Origin of the sequence: Bacillus sp. JJ664, from assembly GCF_036962205.1 — a bacterium.
Lineage (GTDB): Bacteria > Bacillota > Bacilli > Bacillales > Bacillaceae_G > Gottfriedia.
Genome location: NZ_JBALMS010000005.1, coordinates 89,682 through 102,520, shown reverse-complemented (window position 1 = coordinate 102,520; position 12,839 = coordinate 89,682). Strand labels below are relative to the sequence as shown.

Here is a 12,839-nt window from a genome sequence, read left to right as displayed (position 1 = left end):
TGTCAAAAATAGCTATACTTATTTTATAAAATAAAAAAAGTCAATTGAATCTAAGCGTTGCTTGCGGAATAAATCGGGTATGATATTGATAATGAAAAAGCTTTGGAGGAAAACGATGCTAAGGCAATTTGTAGGAGTACATTCGCCAAAATTAAAAAGTTTAAAGCTTTTATATAGCTTAATTCGAAAACTAGGACCAATAAAAGTAAGCTCACTAACAGAGCTAACTGGTTATAAACATACAACTTGTGTGAGATTATTAGACGAATTAGTACAGGCCGGATTGATTATAGATAGTGGTTTAGGTGTATCGAGCGGCGGCAGGAAGCCCGTAATGTACGTAGTAAATCCTACATCAAACTATATAATTGGCGTAGAGATTACAAATTTATATACAACTGTTCTATTATTAGATTTACATTTAAATATTTTAGAGACAAAGAAACTAAAGATGGATCAAGGAAGTACTGGAGAATTTACGCTAAATTTTGTAACGAACTGTGTTGATCAATTATTAGTTCAAAAGGATATTAGTAGAGAGAAATTATTAGGGATTGGAATAGGATTACTCGATCCAATCGATTCAGAAAAAGGAACTATCATTAATTCTGACTCATTTATTGCTGGTGGGTGGGAAGATTTAAATATCATAAACTACTTAGAGAAAACGAATCAATGTCCAGTTTTCATTAATAATGGCACAAATTTAGCTGCTTTAGCTGAATATCGATTAAAGTATGGAAAAGAGTCGGATAATATTATATTTGTTTCAAGTGATATGAGTATTCGATGTGGTGTTGTTCAACAAGGAAGATTACTCAGTCATAAAAATGAAATGGACGATGCATTTGGTCATATGATCATTGACGTTCATGGACAGCGTTGTTCATGTGGATCTTATGGATGTCTTCAAGCTTATAGCAGTTTACCTGCCATTCGTGAAGAGGTAATTAAACGGATTAAACGTGGAGAGCCATCCTATCTTCAAGAATGTGTGGAAGATATAGAAGATACAAGCTTGCACCAAGTTTTAGATGCATTAGAACAAGAAGATCGTTTAAGTTTAGAAGTGTTAAAGGATGCAGCTTATTATTTTGGAATCGGCCTGGCTAATCTGATTTTTTTACTAAGACCAGATATTGTCATTTGTGGAGGTACATTAGTTCCAAAGCCATTTTTTTTCGATATTGCATCTGATATTGCGAGATCAAGAATGCAACACTATCCAAATAGCCCAATTCAAATAGTAAAATCAACTACAGCTTACAATATCGTTGCACAAGGTGCAGGATGTATGGTAATTGATTATTATACAGAAGAAAGTTTTTCATAAAATAAAGCTCGGTTCCTCAAATGCAAAAGGGGGGGAATCGGGCTATTTTTGTTATGACTTTAAACCTCACTTATTAATGGAAAGTAATATTTTTGGAACTATAAATAGTAGTAAAACTCATATAAAAGACGCATTATGGCGATTTACATAAATTTGCGCTAATAACTGAATGTACTTCTTGTTTGATAAAAAAAGAAGTCGTTGTGAGCGTTTTCAAAAAAACGCTTGCTTTCCTGTACGTACAGGAATATACTTGTCTTGTACGTACAGGGTATAGATAAAAGAGAAATATAAGGGGAGGGGTATTGAAATGGGTCGTTATAGTGATGATGCAAAACAATTACTTCAACATATCGGTGGCAAAGAGAATATCGCAACAGTTACACATTGTGCAACTCGTATGCGTTTTGTATTAAAAGATGTTAAAAAAGCTGATGAGAAAAAGATACAAGAACTTAAATTAGTTAAGGGAACATTTACACAGGCAGGGCAATTCCAAGTTATTATTGGGAACGAAGTATCAATGTTCTACAATGATTTTGTAGCATTAGCTGGTGTTGATGAATCATCTAAGGAAGACGCAAAAGTTGCAGCAAGACAAAATATGACTTGGTTACAACGTGTGCTTGCGCATTTATCAGAAATTTTTTCTCCATTAATTCCTGCAATTGTTGTTGGGGGTCTAATTTTAGGATTCCGAAATATTATTGGTGATATTAAGTTACTAGAAGATGGAACAAAAACGATTGTAGAAACTTCACAATTTTGGGCTGGTGTGCATTCATTCTTATGGTTAATAGGTGAAGCAATCTTCCACTTCTTACCTGTTGGTATCACATGGTCGATTACAAAGAAAATGGGTACAACACAAATTTTAGGGATCGTTCTGGGGATTACACTTGTTTCTCCACAATTATTAAATGCTTATGCAGTTTCCGGTGGGGCAGATGCACCATTCTGGGACTTTGGTTTCGTTAAAATTGACATGATTGGTTATCAAGCTCAAGTTATTCCAGCTATTTTAGCAGGTTTTACATTAGCATTTTTAGAGAGAAGTATTAGAAAAGTTGTTCCAAGTGCCATTTCAATGATCGTTGTTCCTTTCTTAGCACTTGTACCAACAGTATTAATTGCTCATGTTGTTTTAGGACCACTTGGTTGGAAAGTTGGTTCTGCAATTTCACATGTAGTTTATTCTGGATTAACATCATCATTTGGTTGGTTATTTGCTTTAGTATTTGGATTCTTCTATGCACCATTAGTAATCACAGGCTTACATCATATGACGAATGCAATTGATTTACAGTTAATGAGTGAGCTTGGTGGAACGAACTTATGGCCAATGATTGCTTTATCAAATATTGCTCAAGGTTCTGCAGTATTAGCAATTATATATTTAAATAGAAAAAATGAAGAAGAAAAACAAATTTCAATTCCAGCGGCTATCTCTTGTTATTTAGGTGTAACAGAACCCGCAATGTTTGGTATTAACTTAAAATATGCATATCCATTCTTAGCAGCAATGATTGGATCTGGAATCGCTGGCATTATTTCAGTTGGTTCTGGCGTTATGGCAAACTCAATTGGAGTAGGTGGATTACCTGGTATTCTATCTATTCAACCTAAACATATGGGAATGTTTGCAGTAGCAATGTTAGTAGCAATTGTTATTCCATTTATTTTAACAATTATCTTTAACAAGAAAAAACTGCTAGTAAAAAATTCATAATTATTTAAGAGGAAGGAAAAGTTATTTTTCCTTCCTTTCAAAGTTTACAATCAAGGAGATTATTCAAAATGAAGGATTTTAAGAACAGTGTTGTATACCAAATTTATCCGAAGTCTTTTTATGATTCAAATGGAGATGGCTTTGGAGACTTAAATGGAGTTACAAAAAAACTAGATTATTTAAAAGAATTAGGTGTCGACTACATTTGGCTTACCCCATTTTATGTATCTCCGCAAAATGATAATGGTTATGACGTTGCAGATTATCGCAATATTGATCCTGCTTATGGGTCAATGAACGATTTTGAGGAATTAGTACAGGCTGCAAAAGAAAGAAACATAGAGATCATGCTAGATATGGTATTTAATCATACTTCATCAGAGCATGAGTGGTTTCAAAAGGCACTAGCAGGAAATAAAAAATATAAAGATTATTATATTTTTAAAGAAAGTAAAGATGGAGAAGCACCAACGAATTGGATCTCAAAGTTTGGTGGTTCTGCATGGGAGAAATTAGACGGTTCGAATGAGTATTATCTTCATCTTTTTGATAAGACACAACCAGATTTAAACTGGGAAAATGTCCAAGTTCATAAGGAAGTATTTGATATTGTGAATTTTTGGATCGGTAAAGGTGTCAAAGGCTTTCGTTTAGATGTTATTAATTTGATTTCAAAGCCAGATCAATTAGAAGATGATGAAATTGGCGATGGTAGAAGATTCTATACAGACGGGCCAAGAATCCATGACTATCTAAAGAAACTAAATAAAGAAACGTTCGGACAAACGGAAGATATTATTACAGTTGGAGAAATGTCTTCTACTTCAATTGAACACTGTATTCAGTACTCAAATCCAGAAGAAAAAGAATTATCAATGGTATTTAACTTCCACCATCTTAAGATAGATTATAAGGATGGAGAAAAATGGTCTGTAATGGAATTCGATTTTATGGCACTAAAAAATATTCTTGATTCATGGCAAAAAGGAATGCAAGAGGGTAATGGTTGGAATGCATTATTTTGGTGCAATCATGATCAACCACGAATTGTTTCCCGCATTGGAAATGACCAGGAGTACCATAAAGAATCCGCAAAAATGCTTGCGACTGTGATGCATTTATTAAGAGGTACACCGTATATTTACCAAGGCGAAGAAATAGGTATGCCAAATCCTAAATTCGATCAAATTGAACAATATAGGGATGTAGAAAGTTTAAATTACTATGAGATATTAAAATCTGAAGGCGTATTAGAGTCAGACATAATCAATATTCTACAAAGTAAATCAAGAGATAATTCTCGTACACCAATGCAGTGGGATGGCTCAAATCATGCTGGTTTTACAACTGGAACACCGTGGATTCCTACCGGTAAAGATTTTAATAAAATAAATGTAGAAAACGCGCTAAGCGATCAGAATTCCGTTTTTTATCATTATAAAAAGCTTGTTCAATTACGAAAACAGTATGACATTATTTCAGAGGGCGATTATGAATCCCTTATGATGGATCATGAAAATATTTTTGCTTATGCACGTAATTTAGAAAACCAAAAACTAATCGTCATTAATAATTTCTATCCTGACGAGACAATATTTAATTTACCTGACAACATTGATATTACCGACTATAAACGAAGCATTTTGATTTCGAATTATGATGATTCTAGTTTGGATTTACATGAAATTCGTTTACGTCCTTACGAGTCAATCTGTTACCTTCTTGAGAAATAAGGAAGATTATAATAAAATTTTCCTAGGTGATGAATATGAATGCGAAATATATTTCTATCTACCATAAGTTGATTGAGCAGATAGAAAAAGGCATTTATTCAGTTGGAAGTAAAATACCTTCTGAAAAATGTTTAATGGAACAATTTGATGTATCTAGAGATACAATTAGAAAATCATTGCAAATGCTCGAACAAAATGGTTATATCAATAAAGTTAAAGGTAAAGGCTCATTTATTTTAGATACTGCTAAGTTTAATTTTCCAGTAACTGGACTAATTAGCTTTAAAGAACTATCAGCGCAAATTGGAAGAACAGCTGAAACGATTGTTGAAAGGCTAGAATTGAAGAAACCTAGCAAATTTATCAAAGAACAATTACAAATTGATGGTGAGACATCAATCTGGAAAGTAATCAGATCTAGAAAAATCGATGGGAAAAAAATTATTCTTGATAAAGAATACTATAACGGTGAATACGTAGAGAAACTTTCAAAAGAAATTTGTGAAGGCTCAATCTTTGATTATATAGAAAATACCCTATCATTAAATATTGGCTTTGCTAAAAAAGAAATCGTTGTACAAACTTGTAATGATGACGATCGAAAGTACTTAGATTTAGATGGCTATGATATGGTTGTAGTTGTGAATACATTCGTTTATTTAGATGACGGATCACTATTACAATATGGACAATCTCGTCATAGGCCGGATAAGTTTAAATTTGTCGATTTCGCTAGACGTATTCAACAGAATAATTAATTAAATAATATTTGAAGGCCCTGTTAAAGCTTGATGTTGATATTTCATATAAATCAGCTTTTAGATCGAATCTACGAACCTTATCCATTATGGATAGGGTTTTTTCTTTGTTAGTAGACACGAGAATAAAAATAGTTTAATATTGGATTGTTCATAATTGAACTAATTTATCAGCTGGGGAGTTGTTCTATTGGTAAATAAAAAGGTTTTAAAAGAAGCCGGAGAAATAATGAAAGCAATCGTTTCAGTAAACAATGCACTTATTCCTTTCACGAAAAATATTTCAATGAAATTAAATATCACAGCACCTCAATTAGAAATTTTGAGTGTTATTCAATATCATGGAGCAAGTACTTTAAAGTCAGTTGTCGAACAATTATCACTTCCAAAAAGTACAGTAAGTGTAAATGTAGAACAGCTGGTTCAACAAGGTTTAATTGAAAGAAAACAGTCTACTGAGGACAGGCGTGAAGTTCAACTAACAACAACTGTAAAAGGTTCTAAGATAGCGCAACAAGCAGTGGTAGAAAACAATGCATATGATGTGATTATGCAGACTGTGGAAGATATATCAAATGATGATTTGAAAAAATTGCTTGAATTTCATGAAAAACTATTAAATTTACTTAAAGAGGCATCACCTAAATAGAGTGATTAAATGAAAGGGAGGAAATTCTTATGGATATGATCAGTCTTGTACTTATTTTACTAGTTGCTATATTACATTTTTATTTTCTATATTTAGAAATGTTTGCTTTTACTAAAGCAAAAACATTAAAAACTTTCGGTATTTCAAAAGAAAAGGCAGAAGCTTCTAAAGAGGTGGCAGCTAATCAAGGGTTATATAATGGGTTTATGGCAGCGGGATTAATTTGGAGTGTGTTATACCCTTCAACGACAATCGGTTATCAAATTGCACTATTCTTTTTAAGTTGTATTGTTATCGCTGCAATTTACGGAGCTGTCACAGTTACAAAGAAAATTTTATTTGTACAAGGATTTCCTGCAGTATTGGGTCTCATAGCAATTTTAGTAAATATTTAATCTAAAAGCTCTTGTATTCATTCATATACAAGAGCTTTTATACGAGATAATAAATTGCCTTTAAGTATTGTGTATACTATGCTTAATAAAGCAATGAAAAGGCTAAGGAAAACGATGATTATCAAATGTTTTCACTATCTATTTTAATTAAAAATGATTATGGAAATACTGAGATAAAATATGAGAATGACTGGTGAAACCATGAAAAATGAACTTCAATTAAAGGTGAAACAAAAATTTGTAAAAGATTATAAAAATGGATTTCCGCTTATTTCGAAAGAATCCATTATGAATAGTAAAGATTTAACGAATGAAGGAACGGTTATTAAGCTAATTGATGAACGTAATCAATTTATTGGAAAAGGTTATTACGGTAAGCAAAATAAAGGCTTAGGTTGGTTACTTAGCTTTGATCAAAATGAAGAAATCGGTCCAAGATTTTTTAAAGATAAGCTTCAAACAGCTATAGATGCTCGAGGCACTTTTTACAATAATCCCGATACAACTGCTTTTAGAGTATTTAATGGTGAAGGTGACGGTATAGGAGGATTGATCATTGATTATTATGATGGGTATTATGTTATTAGTTGGTATAGCGAAGGCATTTATCAATTTAAAGACTACATCATTGACGCATTAACAAAAATAGTTGAGTTTAAAGGGATTTATCAGAAAAAACGTTTTGACGCAAAAGGTCAGTACATTGAAGAAGATGATTTTGTTACGGGAGAAAAGGGCGAATTTCCAATTATCGTAAAGGAAAATGGTGTTCATTTTGCAATCTATTTAAATGATGGAGCGATGGTGGGTGTATTTCTAGATCAGCGTGAAGTGCGTAAGTTAATACGTGATAAATACGCTTATGGAAAAAGGGTACTCAATACATTTTCATACACAGGCGCTTTTTCTGTATTTGCTGCGGTTGGTGGCGCACAAAAAACAACAAGTGTAGATTTAGCAAATAGAAGTTTACAGAAGACTAAAGAACAATTTAATATAAATAACATCGATCCAAGTACACAGGATATCATTGTTGAAGATGTATTCCATTACTTCAAGTATGCAGTTAAGAAAAACCTTTTATTTGATATGGTAATCTTAGACCCGCCAAGCTTTGCTAGATCAAAAAAACATACGTTCAGTGCGGAAAAAGACTATAAAGATCTTCTAAAAGAGGCAATTACAATAACTGAGGATAATGGTGTCATTGTAGCATCAACAAATTGTAGTTCTTTTGGGATGAATAAATTTAAAACCTTTATAGACACTGCTTTTAAAGAATTAGGTGGTCAATATAAATTAATGGAAGAATACTCACTTCCAGATGATTTTAAAACGAATAAGCACTTTAAAGAAGGAAACTATTTAAAGGTAGTATTTATTAAAAAGGTAAAGACTTAAATCTATAAGGTAAATGTTTTTAAACAGTTATCTTAAGTCAAATAATCGATTTATTAAGAAGTTGATTGGAACGGAAGGTGCTCGGCTCCTGTGGGAGTAGCGGGACAGGTGAGACCCCGCAGGAGGCCCACATGATGTGGGTCATGCATGCGTTACGACAGGACGTCGTGGTTTTAGCATGCCTACCTATTCCCAGGAGGCTCAGCGCACGCCCCACGGAAAGCGAGCATCCTGGAGTGGAAATCAACAACTTTTTTTAACCGAGCCAAACATAAAAAAAACGCATAGTACTTACTAATGCGTTTTTTCTCATGTTTATTTGATTGACCTTAAGCTTTTTTCTCATATAATTTAATGACTTCAATCATGACATTTGTAGCTTTGATCATGTTATCGACTGAGATATATTCAAACTTTCCATGGTAGTTTTCTCCGCCAGTGAAAATATTAGGAGTTGGAAGACCCATGTATGAAAGCTGAGAACCGTCAGTACCTCCACGAATTGGTTCGACAATAGGTGTAATATCTAAGTTTTTCATCGCTTCATAAGCAATATCGACTACGTGTTTAACAGGTTCGATTTTTTCTCTCATATTGTAGTACTGGTCGTTCATTTCTATTAAGATACTGTTTTCACCGTGAATTCCTCTTAAGCGATTAACAATATTGTTTAATGTTTCTTTACGTTGTTGAAACTTTTCTTTATCGAAATCTCGGATAATGTATTGTAATTTCGTTTCCTCAACATCACCTTCAATTGAGATTAAATGATAGAAACCATCGTATCCATCTGTATATTCTGGCGCTTCTTCTGCTGGTAATGATTGATTAATTTCCATGGCAATTTTTGTGGAATTAATCATTTTACCTTTTGCTGTGCCCGGGTGAACGCTTTTCCCTTTTACAGTAATAGTCGCACCAGCGGCATTAAAGCTTTCATATTGAAGCTCTCCTAATGGACCTCCATCCATTGTATATGCATACTTTGCATCAAATGCTTTCACATCAAATTTATGTGGGCCTCTACCAATCTCTTCATCAGGTGTAAAGGCAACTCGAATGCGACCATGCTTTATTTCTGGATGTTGTACTAAATATGCCATTGCTGTCATGATTTCAGCAATACCTGCTTTATTATCTGCGCCAAGTAGTGTTGTGCCATCCGTTGTAATTAACGTATGTCCTTTATACTTGCTAAGCTCAGGAGATTGTTTTGGAGACAGAATGATATTTAGTGAATCATTTAAAACAATATCTTCACCATCATAATTTTCAACGATCTGTGGATTAACATTCTTACCAGTAAAGTCAGTAGCAGTATCAACATGAGCTAAAAAACCAATAGTAGGAATGTCTTTTTCAGAGTTAGCTGGCAAAGTAGCCATTACATAACCATTTTCATCCATCGTTACGTCAACTAATCCAATTTCTTTTAACTCTTCAACTAGAATACGTCCCAATGTTAATTGTCCCGGTGTAGAAGGGCATGTATTGTTGCTTGCGTTTGATTGTGTATCCACTTTAGCATAACTAATTAAACGATTCATTAATTCATTTTTCATTTGAATAGCTCCTTTTCCATATGTAAAAATGCGCTTACATTTACTAGTTTAACGATTAAGCTTACTATTTTATTTTAGTTTGTTCTGTATTTGAAAGTAAAATATTATGCCGTGGATTTTAACGATAATATACTTCTAGCGATTAAAAATTGCGCACTATAATATGTAATCATAATCAATTCATGACTGTAACGAACGGTTTGTACAAATAGATCCCACGAAAGAATAGAGTCAGAGATAATAAATAAAACGCTGCCGAATATTGCCCATTTATTACCAGTCATGATAGCAGTGAATACCATCGTAGAAATAGCAATGGTATAAGCAATCACAGGAATAATTAAACCACGATCACCTTTATCGATTAGTGCTGCCGTTATATTAGAACACATTAAAAATGCATATATGGCAATAGGGATAATAGATAACATGCGTTTATTTGAGTAATTCCAGCTTGAAATAAAACCCGCAGTGTAAAATAAATGTCCAATTAAAAAGGCACTTAAACCAATGACAAACCAAATTAATGTACCATCTCCAATCATGCAAAAAAATAATCCAGTGATGATGAGCGTACGATATTTCGATGACTGAACTGGCTTCAAAGAAAAAGCAAAATACAAAATTAATAGCATGGGAATTAATTTAAATAAAATTTTTAAACCAATTGGTTCAGAAGGTATGAAAAATATATAGAGAATGCCAAACACGAGAATCAATAACGGTAGAAATTTTTTCAAAACAAACCGACCCCTTTCTAGAATTTTCCTATTTACTTATTATTATTAATGAAAAATGAATAGAATGCTATCAGAAAATATGATTGGTATAGAGCAGTAAAGGCTGAAGGTATGATACATCTTTTATAAAAAAAAAGACTGCCGAGACATACCCGGACAGTCTGGATGTTATGTTCAACTTAAGAAGCAATCGAAATGCCATGTGAATGAGCGATTTTTCCATTAGAGTTGGAAGATTTAGCAATGATAACAGTAGTGCCTGTTTGAATTTGTTCAAAAAGCCATGTAATCTCGCTGTTGTGCATACGAATACAACCATTGCTAACTGATTTCCCAATTGAGCTTTCCTTATTATTTCCATGGATTCCATAAGAGTTTCCTGGAGAATCACCCACACTTAATCCCATCCAACGCTTCCCAAGTGGATTTCTTGGATCGCCACCAGGAATATTTTCTTTATACCAAGGTCGATTTTTAATTTTGTTTAAGATTTTAAATTTACCAGTTGGTGTAGGAGTTGATGATTTACCAGTTGCTACGCTAAATGTTTTAACAAGTTTTCCTTTATTGTAATATGATAGTTTATTAGATTGTGTATTAATAATAATTAGCTGGCCATTTGAAATAGGCTGATTGCTTTGTACCTCAATAGTAGCAGGCTTACTTTGATTTCCAGCTAGATCTTGAGAAGTAATTTTAATACTAGCATAAGCTTTTAATTTGCTTACTCTAAATGAATACGTACCAATACTATTTGATGTTGTTTTTGCGATGTAACCATTATTAATGTAAAGCTTAACAGTTGCTTTTGGTTCTGTTTTCCCTGTAATAATCGTTGCATTCTCCTTAACAGATTTAATAGAAGGTACTGATGGTGCTGAACGGTCAATTACGCGAACTGATAAAGGCTTACTTTGATTGTTACTTTTATCAATTGTAATGACTTCAAGTACAGCATTTGCTTTTTGTTTAACGATTTTCACGTTAAATTTTCCATATGAAGTCACGACACCCTTACCTATTAGCTTCGTTCCGTTATAAACCTTAACATTTGCGTAGGCTTCAGACTTACCAGTTATATACTGTGACTGGTCAGAAACAGCAGAAATAGACGATACAGATGGTGCGATTAAATCAGAGACTGAGATTGTAGTAGATTGACTTTTTATATTATTACTTAAACCGACTACAGTCATTTTCGTTCCAGCTTTAATCGGTTTTACGGCATAAGAATATTCGCCCTTAGAATTCGTAGGTAAAGTTTTTAATAGAATATTATTTTTTAAAATCTGAACCTCGCTATTTGGAAGAAATACACCTTTAATCGTTGTTGACTTATTTGACATCTTTTCAATAGTTGGTGCAGGCAGATCTACAATTGAATATTTAATATCTTTATCTGTAATTGATAAATCTTGTTCATCTAGCTTAATAGATGTAAGCTGGTAAACTCCTTTTTCAAAATTGCTTGTAATATTTATTTTTCCAGAATAGTAATTGTTAGATGTTTTTACTAAAGATACCTCATTCTTTTTTGTTCCATTTGAAAAGAATAAGGATATATGTCCAAAGCTTTTTTTCGTTGTTAGCCCAATATCAATTGTTTGTCCATATGCAGCTTCAGTTGTATTCATTGTGAGATTATCTATATAGTTAGAGAACTCATTATCAGTAAAACTGGAAGTCAAAGAAGTAGCATTAGCAGTCGGTAAAAGGAATAAAAACATTCCGAGAAGTACAGATACGATCTTATTAGTCATTGTCTCTCTCCTTATAATTGGAATTACTTACTAAATTTGCTTTTAATCTATTTAAATCCTTTATTTTTTTAGAATTATAAAACGTCAAATTTCTGCAAAAAAAATAATCAACTAAAAATGACCATCATTTATTCTTTCATTCATGATTTTCACAATAGGATTCACTCTTGATCCCGCATCACTCTCCTAAAATCTTTATGTTTGTATCATAGGATTTAAATGTTTCTAACTTTGTCATAGAATGTTTCCATGTTGTAAACTTTTTAATGTGACTTTGAGAATGAATGATAAAACTCCAACAAAAAAAGCATAAAGGGAAATGTCCCTTTATGCTTGTTATCAAATTACTTATTTTACTTATGTCAGAACCAAACTAACAATAATCGCTGATAAAACACTTACTAAGGTAGCCCCGTAAAGTAACTTCAATCCAAATCGTGCAACGGTATTACCTTGTTTTTCGTTTAATCCTTTAACTGCTCCCGCAATAATACCAATTGAAGAAAAATTAGCAAAGGAAACAAGAAAAACTGAAATAATTCCAATCGTTTTTGCAGAAAAGCTTTTGGCCACTTTTGATAATGCATCCATTGCAACGAACTCATTTGTAACTAATTTGGTAGCCATGACCCCACCAGCTTTGATCATATCTGATGATGGAATACCCATTAAGAATGCAATTGGTGCAAAAACATAGCCCAGAATTTCTTGGAATGTAATTCCAAAAATTAAATCAAAAACATTATTAATTAAAGAGATCAGAGCAACAAATCCAATTA

The 12,839-nt window shown here is 32.9% G+C and carries 11 protein-coding genes; 7 read left to right on the top strand and 4 right to left on the bottom strand.

What is annotated here, in order from left to right:
• Nucleotides 1–115 precede the first annotated feature (115 nt).
• The 7 genes from V7056_RS01070 (at nt 116) to V7056_RS01040 (ending at nt 7,998) form a co-directional block, all read left to right on the top strand.
• The gene (locus V7056_RS01070; RefSeq protein WP_499698510.1) at nt 116–1,333 is read left to right on the top strand and encodes an ROK family protein; all 1,218 of its coding nucleotides are present in this window, start codon (nt 116–118) and stop codon (nt 1,331–1,333) included.
• A gap of 310 nt (nt 1,334–1,643) precedes the next feature.
• The gene (gene treP / locus V7056_RS01065) at nt 1,644–3,062 is read left to right on the top strand and encodes a PTS system trehalose-specific EIIBC component (RefSeq protein WP_499698509.1); all 1,419 of its coding nucleotides are present in this window, start codon (nt 1,644–1,646) and stop codon (nt 3,060–3,062) included.
• A gap of 68 nt (nt 3,063–3,130) precedes the next feature.
• Nucleotides 3,131–4,795 carry an alpha,alpha-phosphotrehalase gene (treC, locus tag V7056_RS01060; protein ID WP_499698508.1) on the top strand — a complete coding sequence of 555 codons (1,665 nt, stop codon included), beginning with the start codon at nt 3,131–3,133 and terminating at the stop codon, nt 4,793–4,795.
• A gap of 35 nt (nt 4,796–4,830) precedes the next feature.
• A complete protein-coding gene (treR, locus tag V7056_RS01055; protein WP_499698507.1) occupies nt 4,831–5,553 on the top strand; it encodes a trehalose operon repressor in 723 nt (240 codons plus the stop codon).
• Between the two features lie 190 nt (nt 5,554–5,743).
• On the top strand, nt 5,744–6,202 hold the full coding sequence (locus V7056_RS01050; protein ID WP_499698506.1) for a MarR family winged helix-turn-helix transcriptional regulator: 459 nt from the start codon (nt 5,744–5,746) through the stop codon (nt 6,200–6,202).
• 29 nt (nt 6,203–6,231) lie between these two features.
• On the top strand, nt 6,232–6,597 hold the full coding sequence (locus V7056_RS01045) for a DUF1304 domain-containing protein (protein WP_499698505.1): 366 nt from the start codon (nt 6,232–6,234) through the stop codon (nt 6,595–6,597).
• 201 nt (nt 6,598–6,798) lie between these two features.
• Nucleotides 6,799–7,998 (top strand): class I SAM-dependent rRNA methyltransferase, encoded by a 1,200-nt coding sequence (locus V7056_RS01040; RefSeq protein WP_499698537.1) that lies wholly within the window; start codon nt 6,799–6,801, stop codon nt 7,996–7,998.
• Between the two features lie 329 nt (nt 7,999–8,327).
• Here V7056_RS01040 and pepT read toward each other — a convergent pair whose 3' ends face one another.
• From pepT to V7056_RS01020, 4 genes are all read right to left on the bottom strand, one after another.
• The gene (gene pepT / locus V7056_RS01035) at nt 8,328–9,560 is read right to left on the bottom strand and encodes a peptidase T (RefSeq protein ID WP_499698504.1); all 1,233 of its coding nucleotides are present in this window, start codon (nt 9,558–9,560) and stop codon (nt 8,328–8,330) included.
• Between the two features lie 104 nt (nt 9,561–9,664).
• Nucleotides 9,665–10,300 (bottom strand): lysoplasmalogenase, encoded by a 636-nt coding sequence (locus tag V7056_RS01030; protein ID WP_499698503.1) that lies wholly within the window; start codon nt 10,298–10,300, stop codon nt 9,665–9,667.
• Nucleotides 10,301–10,479: 179 nt separating this feature from the next.
• Nucleotides 10,480–12,060 (bottom strand): L,D-transpeptidase, encoded by a 1,581-nt coding sequence (locus V7056_RS01025; protein WP_499698502.1) that lies wholly within the window; start codon nt 12,058–12,060, stop codon nt 10,480–10,482.
• A 357-nt stretch (nt 12,061–12,417) separates the two neighbouring features.
• The coding region (locus V7056_RS01020; protein WP_499698501.1) for a nucleoside transporter C-terminal domain-containing protein at nt 12,418–12,839 on the bottom strand (422 nt) is incomplete at its 5' end.